This window comes from Acidipila rosea, from assembly GCF_004339725.1.
Classification (GTDB): domain Bacteria; phylum Acidobacteriota; class Terriglobia; order Terriglobales; family Acidobacteriaceae; genus Acidipila; species Acidipila rosea.
Map to the genome: position 1 here is coordinate 554,211 of NZ_SMGK01000001.1, position 16,901 is coordinate 571,111.

The following is a 16,901-nucleotide window of genomic DNA, read 5'->3' on the forward strand; positions in this document are numbered from 1 at the left end:
GCCGGGCATCTTCGCCCGGCTGAATTATTTCCAAGTGATTTATGGCCGCAGCCGTTGAGTTTCGGAATGTTAGTCTGCGTTCGCACGACGGACGTTCGCTGCTGGAATATGTCACTTTAGCGCTGGAAGAAGGCACAACCACGGCGCTGCTGGGGCGGTCAGGCTCCGGAAAGACGACGCTGCTTCGGATGGTCAACCGGATGGCCACTCCGGACACAGGTGTGGTCCTGGTCGATGGTGTTGATACGAATTCGGCAGAGCCCATTGCGCTGCGCCGAAGCATCGGCTATGTAATCCAGGAGACGGGGCTCTTTCCGCACTTCACCGTTGCTAGAAATATTGGAATTGTGCGCGAACTGGGAGGCAAGAGAACCGGTCTTAAGGACTTGCATACCCTCCTCGCTATGACTGGTCTGGATCCTGAGAAGTTTGCCGAGCGTTATCCGCATCAACTTTCCGGAGGGCAGCGCCAGAGGGTAGGGCTTGCTCGTGCTCTGGCGGGGGATCCGCGTATTTTGTTGATGGATGAACCGTTTGGCGCGCTCGACCCCCTCACCCGTGCCGAAATGCAGGACATGCTGCGAAGACTCCTGCGGCGACTGAAGAAGACCGTTCTTCTGGTGACGCATGATCTCAACGAGGCAATTTATCTTGCTTCTCGAATCGTGTTGTTGGAGCAGGGTCACATCATTGCCGACCTGCCGCCCCGGGAATTCCTTCAATCTCAAAACCCTTCGGTGCTGCAATATATGCAGGCTTTTCGCAGGGGAGCACACGAGGCTGGGGAGTGAGAGAGTTTCTCGCACAGTACGGCTCGGACATCGCCACACTCACTTTTGAACACCTCTGGCTTACCGGAACCGCAATGCTGATCGCGGCAGCCATCGGGATTCCTGTAGGGGTTCTCCTGACTCGGTACGGGCGATGGGCCAGGCCTGTGATTGGGCTCGCGAACGTCGTGCAGACTATACCCAGCCTGGCTATGTTTGGTTTTCTGTTACCGGTGCCGTGGCTGGGGGAGAGGGCTGCGCGCATCGCTATCGTGGCGCTGACCGGTTATGCATTGCTGCCGATCCTGCGTAACACCTACGCAGGGATTCGAAGCGTGGACCCAGCGCTGGTGGATGTTGCGCAGGCATTGGGAATGACCAACCTCCAACGACTGTGGAAGGTCGAACTGCCACTTGCCGCGGGAGTGATTCTAGCGGGCTTGCGGACGGCGACGGTCACCTGTGTCGGGATCGCAACTATAGCCGCTGCCGTCGGTGCGGGAGGCCTGGGAGAGCTGATCTTTCGAGGTGTGGCCTCGGTGGATAATCGCCTTGTGCTGGCCGGGGCAATACCGGCGGCTGCTCTGGCGCTTGCCGCAGATGGATTCCTTGGCCTGCTGGAACATGTGGTGCGAGTTCGCGGGCGGGAATCGGCATGAGATTGCGATTCGTCAAACTGCTGGCGAACGCTGTAGGTGTGATCCTCATTTCGATGGCGATAGGCTGCTCCCCACCGCGCCCGAATCGTCCGGTAATCGGAGCGAAGAACTTCACAGAACAGGTAATCCTTGGTGAGTTAATGGCGCAGCAGATCGAAGCCAGAACAGGCATGAAGGTCGAGAGGAGGTTCTATCTCGCTGGCAGCTATATTTGTCAGCAGGCAATGGTCTCGGGCCGCATCGATGCATATCCCGAATACACGGGAACTGCACTAACCGCTATTTTGAAGCAGCCGATGGACCGCGATCCTGCTCGCGTTTTGGATAGGGTCACAGCTCTCTATCGACAACGGTATGGGGTTGCGGTACTGCAGCCGTTTGGCTTCGAAAACAGCTTTGCAATGGTCATACGGGGCGACGACGCGCAGCGGTTTCACATCAAAACGCTGAGTGATGCCGTGAACTACGCGCCGCAGTGGAGGCTGGGGGTGGGTTATGAGTTTGAAGAGCGTCCAGATGGTCTTCACGGACTATCGAAGGCTTACGGGCTGCACTTCAAAGAATCGCCTCGCGTCATGGATCTCGGGTTGCTCTATCGCGCGCTGAATGCGCACCAGGTCGATATCGTGGCGGGGAATTCAACAGATGGAGCCATTGAGGCACTCGGTCTGCAAACTCTCAGCGACGACAGGCACTACTTTCCTCCTTATCAGGCAGTTCCGCTGGTCAGGGAAGCGGCCCTAGAGCGATGGCCAGCTATGCGGAGGGCATTAGAGGAGCTTCGGGGCAAGATCACTGTGGAGGATATGCGGAGCATGAATGAGGCGGTAGATGGCCGCCATGAAGACCCAGCGGCCGTGGTTCTCGAATTCAGGAAGCGGAAAGGATTGGATTGATATGCCGGAACCCTGGCTTCGCGGTAGCCTTGTGGACGTCCCCGCCGTTGCGCGCGCCACGCTCCACGCTCTTCAGCTGGCAGAGGAAGATGTGACGCGTTGGTGTGCCGACCTCACTGACATCGAACTGAATAGGGAGCCGCTCGGCCTGCCGGCGCTGGTGTTTCATATTCGGCATCTCAGTCGCAGCCTTGACCGCCTACTTACGTATGCTGAGGGGCACCAGCTCAGCGTGGTCCAGATGGCAGCACTTGGAACCGAGCATACTGCTGACATCCCATCGTCCGTGGTTTTGACTGAATTTTCAATGTCACTGGCCGAGGCAGCGCAACGCGTCCGTGCGCTCTCCACATTGAATCTTGAAGAACCTCGCTACGTGGGCAGAAAGCAGCTCCCGACGAGTTTGGGAGGACTTCTGGTGCATATAGCGGATCATACCCAGCGACATGTGGGGGAGATTATTACCACTGTTAAAGTGCTCAAGGCCTTGCGTCAGCCGAACGCAAGAACGTAGTGGGATGTGCCTTAAGGCTGCACATCTTCGAAGATGTGCCCCATCTTTTCCTGCTTAACCCTGAGGTAGCGCTCAAACGTTTCCGCCCTTTCAACTTCCGCTGGAATTCTCTCCACCACGCGGATGCCGACGGATTCCAGCGCTGCTACCTTCTCAGGATTGTTGGTAATCAGTCGCACGGCCGGTACGCCCATGATGCGCAGTATCTCAGCAGGCAGTTCAAACTCCCTGCAGTCTGGTTTAAAGCCAAGCTCTACATTGGCTTCCACCGTATCCAAGCCTTGATCCTGCAGCTCATAAGCCTTCAACTTTGCCATCAATCCGATGCCGCGGCCTTCCTGCTGTTCGTAGATCAGGATGCCGGCTCCAGCTTCGGTGATCATCCGTAAGGCCAACTCCAGTTGCAGGCGGCAGTCGCAGCGTAAGGAATGAAAAACATCCCCCGTCAGGCACTGTGAATGGATGCGCACGATGGGCGGAGTGGCATGAATATCACCCATCACCAGTACGGCCGCTTCTTCCTTCTGGCTGGTCAAAGCTGACTCTTTGCAGCAAGGTTGGGCGCCCACCTGCACGCCTTCAAATCCAAGGATGCGGAAGTGGCCCCAGCGCGAGGGAAAATCAGCGTTGGCGACCTGACGGACACTCTCCAATGACATGTTCTGATTATATGCGCCGGTAATGTGAAGTCCTGAACGCGTTAAAGTAGAAGGCGTGATCGAGCCGAAGCTCATCCTGATCACCCTGCTAGTAAAGCTGGGCGTAGCAGCGGCAGTCTCAAGCGCGCTGGCGCGGTCCCGTGTCTTCAAGCGGCTCCTCTTTACGGAGCATAGAAGCCTGGCTGAGATGCTGGGGCTGCTGGCTTTTATCTGCATTCCTCTGACACTGGGTGTCTGGGTACGGGTGGTCGTCCCGAACTTTTTCGCGGCCGACATTTCATTTGAAACCACCATCATTCTTGGCGTGCTGCTTGGTCCGCTCCCGGCGGTTGCCGGCGGCGCGCTGCTCTCGGTGCCAGCAATTCTGCATCATGAGTATTTTGCGCTGCCCTTCAATCTGGCAGTTGCTATGATCTCCGGCTTTTTCGGCACATTTGTTGAACCCGAGGAGGTCTGGTCCTTCTCTCCATTTGTGGATCTGAGCATCTATCGCTGGATCCGGCGCAATCTGAGAAAACCGCGTTTCGATCGGCAGATACTTTTGCTGGTCTTGATTGTCTCCATGGAGATCATCCGCGACTGGCTGGCGCAAATGTATCCTCATCGGCTGTTTGCGTTGACCACCTCACTGTGGCCTGTACGTCTCGCCGTGTGGACCTGTGCGGCCGTTGTTGTCGGAATACCACTCAAGATATGGAATGCGGCGCGTATTGAGCAAAAGCTGAAGGAGCAGGAAAGACTGCTTCTGGAAGCGCGGCTGGATGCGCTACAGCGGCAGATCAACCCGCATTTTCTCTTCAACACGCTAAATTCGATTGCATCTCTTGTACGCTTTCGGCCGGAGCAGGCCCGGGAGCTAATTGTGAAGCTTGCAAACATCCTGCGCGCGCTGCTCAAAGAGCATGACTCCTACGTCGCGCTGAGCAGCGAGCTGGCTTTTACCGATGACTATCTCAGCATCGAAGTCGTGCGCTTTGGAGCCGAAAAATTGAAGGTGGTCAAAGAGATAGATCCAGCTACGCTCGAGATGCAGGTACCCAGCATGTTGCTGCAACCGCTGGTGGAGAACAGTATCAAGCATGGGCTGGAGCCTCGAATCAGTGGTGGTGTCATCACCCTGCGCAGCCGGTTGGAAGGTGCCAAGCTCATTATCGAAGTTGAAGATGATGGAGTCGGTATTGCGCCGGGCCGAACGCAGTCTACAGGGGTTCTGCGTCAGGGGACGGGCATCGGTATGCGTAACGTGCGGGAACGCTTGGAAGTACTCTTTGGGGAGGCCGCGCGCTTTGATGTGAGCAGCCGACCCGGACGAGGAACGAAGGTCACGATGGTGATGCCAGTGCCAGTTCAGGACCCGTCCGACACACCTTTCGCCGAGCGCTCGATCACTCGCTCGTAGTAACGCTCGTAGGCAGGGATGATTCGTGTTGTACAGAAGCGCTGCTGGGCTGTCTGTCTTGCGGTCGCAGCCATTGCATTCAGCTTCTCGTCATCTGTCAACAGATCCAATGCTGCTGCAGCCATTTCATCGATGGCCCCAACAGGGAAGAGGCGGCCATTCTTTCCATCCTCGATCAACTCCGGAACGCCGCCAACCCTCGTTGCGATGGCGGGTACGCAGCATGCCATCGCTTCCAGAGCGGCGAGTCCAAAGGATTCCAACTCGCTGGGCATGATCATCAGATCCGCCAGCGGCAGCAACTCGTTTACGCTATCCTGCTTGCCGAGGAAGTGAACGCGATGCTGAATGCCCTTACTGTGGGCTAGCCATTCTGCAGATGAGCGATCTGGCCCGTCACCGATCAGCAGCAGGCGCGCAGGAATCTTTTCAGCCACGCGGGCAAAAACCTCAATCACGTCTCCCACGCGTTTGACGGGCCGGAAATTTGACAGGTGGACGAGCAGTTTTTCGTCCGATGTGGCAAAACGGCTGCGCCGTTCCGCGCGTTCCTGGCCTAGTGGTGTGTAGAAGTCGCAGTTGACGAAATTGGAGATGACTTCGATTTCGCGAGTTATCCCAAATTCTTTGATGGTGCGCTCACGCAGATAATTGGAGATCGATGTGACCCCATCGCTCTGCTCGATAGCGAAGCGCGTGATCGGCAGGTAGCTACGATCCAGACCTACCAGAGTGATGTCTGTGCCATGCAAGGTCGTCACGAAAGGCAGGTGACGTCCGCGGGCCGCCAGCATCTGCCGCGCGAGCAGCGCGCTGACAGAGTGCGGAATCGCATAGTGAACGTGCAGTAAATCCAGTTCGTAATATTCGGCCACCTCATACATGCGAGTGGCAAGCGCAAGATCGTAAGGCGGATATTCGAATAGTGGATAATTGGACACTGGCACTTCGTGATAAAAGATGCCCTTTTCGCGACCCGTAAGCCGGAAAGGCTGCGAGTAAGTGATGAAATGAACCTGATGGCCGGCTGCGGCGAGTTCAATGCCGAGCTCAGTTGCTACTACACCACTTCCGCCATACGTCGGGTAACAGGTAATGCCGATCTTCATAGTTAACTCGCTCCCGATTGGACGGGGTGACTGGCTGGTGAGATTCAGAGTGATCCGAAATGAATCAGATTTATGCCTTGTGAGGCCGTAGCCGGGATAAGCGCTGCAAGAGCATCCGCTTCGATTTCGCGTGAATTTCTAAGTCTGGTCTGTATGTTTCGGAGAGCTTGGTCATCAAGACCTGGATGGCAGACCAATTCCCAGGTGCCATCAGGAATTGCCTGGAGCAATGAATGTAGCGCAGGGCGGTCGAGCGTGCCCGTGGCAACGACCCCAATCGCACCATCGGTTGTCGAAAGCCCCGCCTCACGAACCAGGCGGTAAAAAGTCCCTTTCTGGGTGTTGAGTACGGCTACTTGGGCGCGGCGTGTGATGGTTGAGTGGGGAGTCGCACGGATGCTCCACTGTGGTTCGTATGGATTGCGAATGGCCTTCACGCCGCAGGCAAGCGCCGCACGGAGGACAGGCCGAAGAACGCCGGGAAACATGTGGGTATGCTTGTGCGTGTCAATGTGGGTGACCTTCACGCCTGCTTGTTGCACTTTGCGGATTTGGGCAGTTGCTTCTGCTTCAATCTCTGCTTCTACAATTCGATTGCGTAGGAGGTCTGAGACGAAACTTCCCAGCGTTGACCGAAATAGTCCCCCCGGAGCGAGGGATGGGATCTCAGGCGAGGGCAGAATCGGAGTGCCATCCACAAATATGAGGTGACAGCCGACTGCAGGGGTGCTTCTGTGACGGATCAGGCCGATGGCATCTTCAAATGCCAGGGAGGAGGCCATCAGAGTAGCAGAGGTAACTGCACCGGCCTCTCCCAGCCGGAAGACAATGCGATTGACGCCTGGCGTCAGACCCAGGTCGTCGGCGTTCACTATCAGCCGTTTCACAGGGTAAGTGTAGCAGCGCGTTGGCACTAAAGTTGTAGGGCTGTGACCGCTTCGGGTGTGGCGAAGTCAGCCAGTATGCCGATACTCTCTGCAAATGAAACAGGGAAAGGCGGATTTCCCGTGTCGTTGAATGGAATGCATATCGTGATAGTGCTTGTTGCAATATTTGCCGTGGTTAATCTTCTGGTAATTAGCTATCTGTACCTCACCTATTTTGTGGAGTTGACTGTGGCATGGACCCGGGATGGATCCCCTGTACGAACACTGGAGCGGTCCGCCCAAAACCCGTCGAGCCCGAAGCTGCAAATTGTCGCTCGTCGTTCGTAGCCCGCTGCCTCTCTCGAGAGCGGTTCACGCGCAGTTCTGGTACAGTAAACAAAGAAGCTTTGCGCACTTCCGTGCAACAAGGGTTAGAGAAGCACGGGCGGTTAGCTCAGTTGGTTAGAGCGCCTGCCTTACAAGCAGGATGTCGGGGGTTCGAGTCCCTCACTGCCCACCATGTACCTCTACCTCTCGCTTTTTCGCCGAGAGGGCTGTCTTATTTTCCCCCTTAGGTTCTTCTCATCGTTTTGCTGAAATATTAAGTCGTGTTGTAACAGCCATGGATGTGATGGCTGTTCATTAGCTGCGGTCCGTCAACTATGCAGAAGACGCTGCTCGACATAATTATTCTGGGCCTCCTGATATTGCTGTTCGGCTCCATTTATCTAAAATGGGCGACTCGAAGGCTGCAATTTTGGATTCTTGGATGGCTCTCCGTCCTCGCACATTTTTGTGTGCTGTTAGTGTCGCCAACTACTAACACAGGACAATCGCTCCAGTCGTTCATGCAGTTCGGCTTCCTGTTGCTGGGTGGCGTGAGCTTTATACTGGCTTCCTCCGCTGTCTCTATAGATGCGGAGCGTGTCTGGTCTACAGCCGCGGCGCTATCATTTCCCCCTCTTCTTTACGCAGCACTCGTCACCTTTGGCGGGACTAATCCTTTAATTCTCGATCTGATCGCTATCTGTGGCGAAACGCTGGTTTTGCTACTGACAGTCCGGTTTTATCGGCAGCGTCCGCTCGTCTTGTATTCGAGTTTCTTTGCAGCAGCGTTGAATGTCCTCACAACTGTCGTTTCCACACTCCATAAGAGACCGGAACTGGGCATCTATGCAGCGTTGACTCAGCTTTTCTTCATGAATGCGGTGCTTTTCTGGGATGACTTCCGGAGAATTTCTGCTGGCGTCATCACCGCCGGCATCGGTTTACTGGTGTGGGCTGCGGTCTTTCCTTCTGCTGTTGTTTTTGCTGCTTTTTTCCCGCAGATCAATATTTCGCCCGAAGTGTGGAATGTCCCCAAATACTTTGTGGAGTTTGGGATGGTGCTCACACTGCTCGAAGATGAACTCGAATATGCCAGTCGCCAGAGTCTGGATTATCGGCTGCTTTTCGACGGTAATCCGTTGCCGATGTGGATCTTTGACAGGAAGACACTCGCGTTTCTTCGTGTCAATGATGCAGCGATACGCCACTACGGCTATTCGCGAGAGCAGTTTCTATTGATGACGATTCGCGACCTCTGCCCGGCAGAAGCATTGGAGGACAGGAAAGAATCAGTCGTCTCTTCAATTGTGAACTCGACAGTGACAGGCCCCACTACCCATATCCTCAGAAGCGGGCACCGTATCCAGGTAGAGGAGATCGGCCATACGATCAAATTTGAAGGGCGAGACGCTCACTTCATAATGATCAATGACGTTACCGATCGGCAATTACTTCACAATCAGCTCGTACACCAAGCGCAACATGATATGTTGACCGGTTTGCCAAACCGTCTCTTGTTGCGAGATCGCATGGAGCAGGCTCTTGTCTCTGCAGCACGCCACAGCCAGAAGGCCGCGGTTGTGTGCATCGACCTCGATCGGTTCAAACAGATCAATGACATCTATGGGCATGCGGCCGGCGATGCGGTGCTCCAGCAGGTAGCTGTACGCCTGAAGGCCAGACTTCGGCAGATGGACACCGTGGCTCGCACGGGAGGAGAAGAATTCACCGTGGTACTTGGAGGGCTGGCGAGTGCAAGGGATGCTGGAACCGTCGCGAACGACTTGATCGAAAGTTTTCGTGAACCGTTCAGTATGGACGGCTTTATGCTCGAGATCAGTGCAAGTCTGGGCGTGGCTATCTATCCAGACGACGGCCTGGACTCGGAATTATTGTGGAAAAGCGCAGACGCAGCGATGTACCGCGCCAAGAATTCGGGGGGCAACCAATACGTCTGCGTCTCGCGCGAAATCAGTAATTCGGCCAGCGAAGCCACGGAGCTGGAAGTATATTTACGGCGCATCCTGAAAGAGGGTGGGCTGGAGCTTTACTATCAGCCACAGTACACCATTGATGAAAAGCTCTGCGGTTTTGAGGCCTTGGTCAGACTAAGGCATCCTCGCTTTGGACTGGTCCTGCCCGATAGGTTTATCCCGATAGCTGAAGAGAGCGGTTTGATCGTTTCGCTCGGGAACTGGGTTATCGAAGAGGTTTGTCGCCAGAGCAGAGCCTGGGTTGAGAGTGGCCTGCCCCAGCTTCGTATTGCTGTGAACGTATCTCCATTGCAGTTCATGCGGGTAGATTTTTCTAACTTCGTGGAGCAGGTGCTCAAGCACCACAACATGGATCCGCATCTGATCGAGTTTGAGGTGACGGAGACCACGGTTATGCGGAATCTTGATGAGGTTGCGCGTCAGATGCGAGTGTTATCTGATCAGGGTATTCGCTTCTCTGTCGATGACTTTGGCACGGGATACTCCTCGCTCCGCCATCTCCACCAGTTGCCCATTTCAACTTTGAAGATCGATCGATCCTTTGTCGAACGCATCTGTGAAAGAAATGGCACGTACTCGATCGTAGAGGCGACGCTCTCCCTCGCACATAGCCTTGGTATGAATGTGGTTGCGGAAGGGGTCGAGAACAAGCAACAGTGGGCCATACTCCGCGACCTGGGCTGTGATGTGATGCAGGGCTTCCTCTTTTCCCCCCCTATCAGCTCGCAGGCTGTGCCGGCATTGGTAGAGGCAGCGACTCCAGTCACTCTTCGCTCCGCCCGTGGCTGAATCGGGGGCAGAAGGGCTGTAAATAAATAAGTTCACTAGTGAAATTTGTGCGGGAATATGGGAACGTTTCCATTTTGTTCCTCTTTGGCGCTATAATCCGCTCGTCTCTCTGTGAAGGATTTATGTCTGACCTTGGTCCAATCCGCAGAGGGCTACTGAGGAGATTGCTGGTGAAGACACTACCAGGCCAAGTGCTGGCCTATAGCTTACTTAGCGCGTCCGCGTTCATGTTGACTGCTGCCCCATTGTTGGGGCAGTCCCCGCAACAGATGGCGGAGATTATGAAGCCGCTGCCGGCCAATGACCAGGCAGTCATATCACGGCTTTCACACTTAAACCATCTGCCTAGTGGTGATTGGCTTTATCACGTCGCGGACATGCCGCACGGTGAATCGCCCACTGCTGATGTGAGCCAGTGGACAACGGTTCAGCCTAGATTCAAGTCCCCTGCCGAAGGAGTCTGGTTCCGTAAAACACTTGTAGTTCCAAAAGACCTCAACGGCTACGATCTGACTGGCGCGACCATCAAGGTTCATTTCAGTGCGAGCGGTGAAAGGCCGATGCAGCAGATCATGTACGTGAACGGCAACCCTGTGCAGATGGGGGAAGATCTCGAGACGGTTGAGTTGCTGCGAAATGCTCAGCCCGGTCAGCAAGTGGTCGTCGCGGTTAAAGTGATGACGGCCTCGGGAACGACTTTTCGGGGTGCGCAGTTCAGCGTCGAACCGGCGGAGAGCCGCCCGAATCCGGAAGACCTCGTCGATGAATTCCTTTCCTCAACCATGCTGATTCCCAGCCTCTCGAAGAACCCTTCCGGGGACATGGCCACGCTTGAAAAGGCAATTGCCGCAGTGGATACCGGGGCGCTTGACTCCAAAGATCAGCAGAAATTCGATGCATCGCTCAAGCAGGCAACCAGCGAGCTTGAACCACTCAAGCCTGTGCTGAAGCAGGCGACATTCTACGAAACGGGCAACTCTCACATCGACGCGGCCTGGCTGTGGCCTGAAACCGAAACAGTAGATGTGGTCAGGCGTACGTTCGGTACAGCGCTGCAGTTGATGCATGAATATCCGTGGTACACCTACACTCAGTCAGCCGCTCAGTACAACGAGTGGGTGGCCGAAAAGTATCCGGAGATGAACGATGAGATCAAGAAGCGCATCAAGGAAGGGCGCTGGGAAGTTGTCGGTGGCATGTGGGTCGAGCCGGACCTCAACCTGCCCGATGGAGAATCTCAGGCCCGTTCGCTGCTGATCGGCAAGCGCTGGTATGAGAAGAATTACGGCGTCGATGTAAAGATTGGCTGGAATCCGGACTCGTTTGGCTATAACTGGCAGTTGCCGCAGATTTACAAGAAATCCGGCGTGGATTACTTTGTCACCCAGAAGATGACCTGGAGCGACACGAACCAGCTCCCCTTCAAGCTCTTCTGGTGGGAATCACCGGACGGCAGCAAGGTGCTGACCTATTTCCCGCACGACTATGCGAATCAGGACATGCGCCCTCTCCGCTTGTCAGACGATCTGGTGACGGCGCGCAAGCGTTCGCCCGGAATGCTCGACATGATGGACCTGTATGGTGTGGGCGATCACGGTGGTGGACCGACGCGGGCCATGCTGGATGAGGCCGCTCACTGGTCTCAGCCGGATAAGATCATCCCGAACATGAAGTTTGGGACTGCGATCAATTACTTCACCACTGTGCAGAAGGAAGTCGCTGCAAAGTCTCCCGAATGGGACTATGACAGCATCGCCAAGGGATATGAGCCACCCCCGACGCCTGAAAACGGACAGGTCGCAATCCCTACCTGGAAGAGCGAACTTTATCTCGAATATCATCGGGGAGTTTTCACAACCCAGGCTCAGCACAAATGGAACATGCGCCATTCGGAAGAGTGGACGCTCAATGCTGAAAAGTATGCCTCACTCGCGTGGCTGGATGGCCAGAAATATCCAGGGAGCGAGCTGACCAGCGCCTGGGAGAAGGTCACGTTCAATGACTTCCATGACCTAGCAGCTGGTTCGGGTATCGGTATTATTTACAAGGATGCCCAGAAGGAGTTCGACCAGGTTCATTGGGCCACGAATGAGATCAAGCAGAAGTCGCTGGACACTATTGCGGCGAGGATTGATACCCGAGCTGCAGGTGCAGTGCCGGTGATGGTTTTCAACCCCCTTGCTTGGCAGCGCTCCGGCCTGATGATGGTTGATGTGCAGATGCCGTCAGCGGCGCCGGATGGAATTTCCATACTGGATGCTCACGATCGCGTTCTACCTGCAGAGATGATCTCCAAGAATGCAGCAACCAACACCTACCACATGCTCGTCGAGGCAAAGGATATTCCATCGATGGGTTATGAGGTTCTCCATGCCGTGCCCGGCAAGAAGCCTTTTACCAGCGACGTAAAGGTAGAGGGGCTGACTCTGGAGAATGCAGCGCTTCGTGTGACGGTAGACAAAACGACTGGCTGTATCACCAGCCTCTATGACAAGAAGTCGAACTTCGAGACCATTGCCAAAGGCGGCTGTGGAAATGAACTGCAGGCCTTCAAAGACCTGCCGAAGGAATACGACGCCTGGAATATCGATCCTGGCACCCTCGATGTTCCTCCGACGCTCCTCAATCAGGCGGATTCGGTTGAGCTGATTGAACATGGACCAATGCGCGCGGTGATTCGCGTCACTCGCCACTGGCAGAGCTCAAAATTCCAGCAGGACATTCAGCTGTACAGCGGAATGGATCAGGTGAATGTTGTTAATGACTTTGACTGGCATGAGACACACGTTCTGTTGAAGGCTGCATTCCCGCTTGCTGCAACAAGCAGCAAGGCCACCTACGAGATCCCCTATGGCACAATCCAGCGTTCCACGCTGCGTGACAATAGCTGGGAAAAGGCACAGTTTGAGGTGCCCGCCCTACGCTGGGCAGATCTTGGAGACGGACAGCACGGATTCAGCCTGATCAACGAATCTAAGTATGGGTACGACGCTGTGGGCAATCTGCTTCGTCTCACCCTGCTGCGTTCGCCTGTTTCGCCTGACCCTGATGCCGATCGTGGCCATCAGCACTTCAGCTATGCGCTTTATCCTCATGCAGGAGACTGGAAACAGGCCCTGACAGAGCGCCATGGTTATGAGTACAACTACAAGCTTGCTGCCATGCAGCTGCAGCCGCACACCGGTCAGCTGCCAGTGGAGCAATCCTTTCTCTCTGTCGGATCGGATAATGTGGTCGTGACCGCCCTGAAGAAGGCGGAGGACTCCAACGGCTTGATCCTGCACATGTATGAGTGGGCGGGTAAGGATGGAAGTGTCACCCTTACTCTTCCCAAAGGCGCAACAGCAGCCACGGAAACTAACCTGATGGAAGCGCCGCAAGGCTCTCCCCTGCAGGTGGAAGGTGATCGGGTCACAGTTCCGGTACATCCTTTCGAGATCGTGGCTGTTCGTGTTGACTATCCCGTCGCAAAGTAAACCAGTCTAATTACAAAGGGCCGGCCGGCAGATATTCTGCCGGCCGGTTTTTTGTCTGCTGGCAAAGACCCCAATAGCCGTTTAAGAAAGGAAACTACCCAGAGAGAAGCAACTGGATGGGTATAATCGGGGAACAAGACAAGACATTCGCCTAGATCCTGGGCGGGAGAGCAGCACTGGCATCAAAATCCGTTCCCCTAAGCACGATCCTTCCTCGGGGAGGTTCTGCGCACAAAATTAAGGAGCCTCAAGGCACGAATGGAAGGACCTCGAACGACGACCAGAGTGTCGCCCGCAGGAGATATGCAAGCAGAATTACCTGTTAACGAGCGCTCAATCTTGACTCCGGGTGATGTGCGCAAAATATTCATCAGGCGCAAGTGGCTCCTGTTGGCTTTTGCACTTATTGGTCTCGGCGCCGGCGTCCTTTTCCTCCTCATGTCTGTACCGCTTTACGAAGCGACAGCTCGCATTGATATCGACCCCGGCAGATCTACGAATATTGGCATCAACGATCTGATTGAGCAAAAGCTTACAGGCGGTGAGGGTAGCTCAGATCGTATGCAGACCGAGATACGAATCATGCAGAGCGATTCTGTCTCGATGGCGGTAATCAATTCCCAGGACCTGTACCACAAGAAGCCTTTCTCCAAGATTTTCAAGCAGACTCCCTATCACGGTCAGTTAACGCCCCTCCAACGCTATCTGCTACTTCTTTCCTACCACGGTGCTCTCAAGATCATGGTCATCCCAAGCACTGATGTGGTGGAGATCCATTTCAGCAACCCAGACCCGGAGGTTGCAACCAACGTCGCCAATGCAATCGTTGATGCTTACCTTGAGCGCGATCTGAAGTCGCGTTTCGAAGGAACAACGCGGGTATCGAGTTGGCTTGCACAGCAACTGACGGCGCTTAAAGGGCAGGTGGAGGATTCCCAAAAGGCGCTTGCAAAATTTCAGCGAGACAATAATCTGATCGGTATCGATTCAGAGGGGGGAAACCTCGTAACGGACAGTCTGCGAACAGTTAACCAGCAGCTGGCACAGGCTGAGGCCGACCGAATCGTGAAGGAGGCTCGATACAGGCTTGCTCAGACACGCAATCCTGAACTCCTTGTTTCCGTTGCACCCACGACTGTTCTCGCCTCTCTGCGGGAGCAGCAGGCTGCACTCCTTGTACAGGCAGCCCAGCTCGAATCGAAGTACGGGCCCGATTGGCCCAGGGTTCGGGAAATTCGGAGCCAGTTAAGCCAGGTCCAACGTGATATTGATAGCGAGATCAACAGCCTGACACAGCGTTTTCAGGAGGAATATAACGCGGCTTCGAACACTGAAGCGTTAATGCGAAAACGGCTGGATGCCACCAAGCAGGAGGCTTTTCGTGAGAACGAGTCATCGGCTGAATTCGAAATTCTCAAGCATGGTGCCGAGTCTGCTTCAGACCTCTATGATGCACTGCAGATCAAGTTGAAGGAGGCGGGTATTATGGCAGGCCTCAACTCCAACAACATCGATGTAATTGATCGTGCGAGTATCCCGGCGTTGCCGATTTCTCCTGTAAAGCGTGTTGATCTGGGCGTTGGACTAGCCGCGGGCCTGCTCGTTGGGATATCGCTTTCCCTGCTTCTAGAGTCACTTGATGACACGATTCAAACATCAGAGGACGCGGAGACAGTTTCAGGCCTGACCACACTTGCCGTAATCCCCCATTTTCGGGGAGCATCAAAAAAGTCTTCTGCTGAAAGGGATGATGGGCGTCCCGAATCCCTTTCACCGGATCTTGTTGCATATCTGGAGCCGCATTCCGTTATTGCAGAGAGCTTTCGCAACCTTCGCTCCACAATTCTCTTGTCTGCCGTGGATACACAGCCCAAGGTGCTCTTGCTTACGAGCAGCTTTGCGGCAGAGGGCAAATCAACCTGCGCATCTAATTTAGCTATTTCCTTCGCCCAGAGAAATGCACGAGTTTTACTCGTTGACACCGATCTTCGTAAGGGCACACTCCATATTAAATTTCGGCGGTCCAACCGTGTTGGTCTGTCCACGCTACTTAGTCGAGAGTCTGGTGCGGAAGCGTATGAACAGCCTTTGGCTGATTTGCCCAATCTGACTGTTGTATCCCGTGGCCCCGTCGCCCCCAATCCTGGGGAGATGCTGGGCTCGCGCAGCATGGAAGAGCTATTGCTGCAATGGCGTGAACAATACGATCACGTAATTCTTGATACCTCTCCAGTGCTGGCAGTCTCAGATGCGCTAAGCCTTGCGCCACAAACAGACGCAGCATTGATCCTCGTTCGATCGGGAGTTACCCGGAAAAAGGCGCTCCAGCGAGTGCGTGATCAATTGCTGAGGGTAAATGCACGCGTGCTAGGCACAATCGTGAATGACGTTGATCTGCGCATCGAAAACTATTACACCTATTCGAAATCGTACGACTATGGCTATAAGAGCTATGGCTCGGGATACGGGGTCGTAGACGATGATAAGTAGAGCCTTTCGTTCACTGCTCGTGCCGGGCCTCGCGGTTCTGATCTCGATATCCCCGATTGCGGTTCTAGCGCAAACTCCATCATCTTCTGTGTCTCCCTTGGCCAATGCCGAGGAGAGCGCCCCAGCTATTGCTATTGGAGCCGGCGATCTACTGCGTGTTGTAGTATTCGATACTCCGGAACTTAGCTCATCCGTTCGTGTAAATCAGAGTGGTGAAGTTAATATTCCAGTGCTTGGAGTGGTTAGGCTCGCCGGCCTTGATGCTAATCAGGCGGCACGCACGATCGAGAAGGAATTAGAGCAGCGAGGCTACCTGCGATATCCGCATGTTACGGTCTTCATCTCCGAATATGCATCGCAAGGGGCCACCGTGACAGGTGAAGTTAAAATGCCCGGCATCTATCCGACTTTGGGCACACGCCGTCTGCTTGACATGCTTACTCTTGCTGGTGGACTCTCGCCTACTGCCGGCAAGGTCGTGTCGATTACTCATCGAAGTGACGCCCAACATCCTATCCTGATTGCGCTCCAGTCGAATGTCGAGCACATGAACCTGCAGCCGAATCCGGTTATTCAGCCAGGTGATACGGTCATCGTCTCCAAAGCGGGGGTCGTCTATGTTATCGGTGATGTATTGAAGCCGGGCGGTTTCCTCGTAGACAATAACGCCCGCCTTTCTCTTATTCAAGCCCTAAGTCTTGCTGGCGGATGGAATAAGACTGCGGCAATGAGTCAGGTAAAACTCATACGGAAAACGGCAGCAGGGCGCGAACAGGTGGACCTTGATCTCAAGCATGTGATGTATGGAAAGCAGGCGGATATCAAGGTCAGTGACGGCGATATCATTTTTGTTCCTTCCAGTAACGGAAAGACGTTTGGCTATCGCGGCATTGAGGCTGCTATCGCCATAGCAACCGGTGTCCTGATCTATTCCAATACAATTTTTTGAGGAA

Annotated in this window: 12 protein-coding genes and 1 tRNA gene; 10 read left to right on the forward strand and 3 right to left on the reverse strand. The window is 54.6% G+C overall.

The genetic code is table 11. From position 1 onward, the window contains the following. Nucleotides 1-41 precede the first annotated feature (41 nt). From C7378_RS02390 to C7378_RS02405, 4 genes are read left to right on the forward strand one after another with little or no spacing between them, the layout of a single operon-like run. Entirely contained in the window at nucleotides 42-791 is a 750-nt protein-coding gene (locus C7378_RS02390) for an ATP-binding cassette domain-containing protein (protein WP_131991317.1), read from the forward strand. Continuing rightward, a complete protein-coding gene (locus C7378_RS02395; protein WP_131991319.1) occupies nucleotides 788-1,429 on the forward strand; it encodes an ABC transporter permease in 642 nt (213 codons plus the stop codon). Before C7378_RS02390 ends, C7378_RS02395 begins: the two co-directional genes overlap by 4 nt. Further along, on the forward strand, nucleotides 1,426-2,325 hold the full coding sequence (locus tag C7378_RS02400; protein ID WP_131991321.1) for a glycine betaine ABC transporter substrate-binding protein: 900 nt from the start codon (nucleotides 1,426-1,428) through the stop codon (nucleotides 2,323-2,325). Before C7378_RS02395 ends, C7378_RS02400 begins: the two co-directional genes overlap by 4 nt. Then, complete coding sequence (locus tag C7378_RS02405; RefSeq protein WP_243648007.1) at nucleotides 2,261-2,839, forward strand: DinB family protein; 579 nt, start codon at nucleotides 2,261-2,263, stop codon at nucleotides 2,837-2,839. Before C7378_RS02400 ends, C7378_RS02405 begins: the two co-directional genes overlap by 65 nt. Before the next feature lie 11 nt (nucleotides 2,840-2,850). Here C7378_RS02405 and ribA read toward each other — a convergent pair whose 3' ends face one another. Beyond that, on the reverse strand, nucleotides 2,851-3,498 hold the full coding sequence (gene ribA / locus C7378_RS02410) for a GTP cyclohydrolase II (protein WP_131992721.1): 648 nt from the start codon (nucleotides 3,496-3,498) through the stop codon (nucleotides 2,851-2,853). 187 nt (nucleotides 3,499-3,685) lie between these two features. Here ribA and C7378_RS02415 point away from each other — a divergent pair, with 187 nt between their 5' ends. Continuing rightward, on the forward strand, nucleotides 3,686-4,897 hold the full coding sequence (locus C7378_RS02415) for a sensor histidine kinase (RefSeq protein WP_243648008.1): 1,212 nt from the start codon (nucleotides 3,686-3,688) through the stop codon (nucleotides 4,895-4,897). On the opposite strand, the gene bshA is transcribed toward C7378_RS02415, so the two are convergent. Both bshA and C7378_RS02425 read right to left on the reverse strand, forming a co-directional pair. Beyond that, complete coding sequence (gene bshA / locus C7378_RS02420) at nucleotides 4,846-6,006, reverse strand: N-acetyl-alpha-D-glucosaminyl L-malate synthase BshA (protein WP_131991325.1); 1,161 nt, start codon at nucleotides 6,004-6,006, stop codon at nucleotides 4,846-4,848. The genes C7378_RS02415 and bshA overlap by 52 nt on opposite strands. A 44-nt stretch (nucleotides 6,007-6,050) precedes the next feature. Beyond that, nucleotides 6,051-6,893, reverse strand: a complete 843-nt coding sequence (locus C7378_RS02425; RefSeq protein ID WP_131991327.1) for a ChbG/HpnK family deacetylase — start codon at nucleotides 6,891-6,893, stop codon at nucleotides 6,051-6,053. 422 nt (nucleotides 6,894-7,315) lie between these two features. On the opposite strand from C7378_RS02425, the gene C7378_RS02430 reads away from it, so the two are divergent. From C7378_RS02430 to C7378_RS02450, 5 genes are all read left to right on the forward strand, one after another. After that, nucleotides 7,316-7,392 (forward strand) — tRNA-Val (locus C7378_RS02430). A gap of 142 nt (nucleotides 7,393-7,534) precedes the next feature. Then, nucleotides 7,535-9,982 carry a putative bifunctional diguanylate cyclase/phosphodiesterase gene (locus C7378_RS02435; RefSeq protein ID WP_131991329.1) on the forward strand — a complete coding sequence of 816 codons (2,448 nt, stop codon included), beginning with the start codon at nucleotides 7,535-7,537 and terminating at the stop codon, nucleotides 9,980-9,982. Nucleotides 9,983-10,152: 170 nt separating this feature from the next. Beyond that, entirely contained in the window at nucleotides 10,153-13,458 is a 3,306-nt protein-coding gene (locus C7378_RS02440; RefSeq protein ID WP_243648009.1) for an alpha-mannosidase, read from the forward strand. Nucleotides 13,459-13,761: 303 nt separating this feature from the next. Then, the gene (locus C7378_RS02445) at nucleotides 13,762-15,948 is read left to right on the forward strand and encodes a GumC family protein (RefSeq protein WP_165876600.1); all 2,187 of its coding nucleotides are present in this window, start codon (nucleotides 13,762-13,764) and stop codon (nucleotides 15,946-15,948) included. Between the two features lie 97 nt (nucleotides 15,949-16,045). Further along, a complete protein-coding gene (locus tag C7378_RS02450; RefSeq protein ID WP_165876601.1) occupies nucleotides 16,046-16,897 on the forward strand; it encodes a polysaccharide biosynthesis/export family protein in 852 nt (283 codons plus the stop codon). The last annotated feature ends 4 nt before the right edge of the window (nucleotides 16,898-16,901 follow it).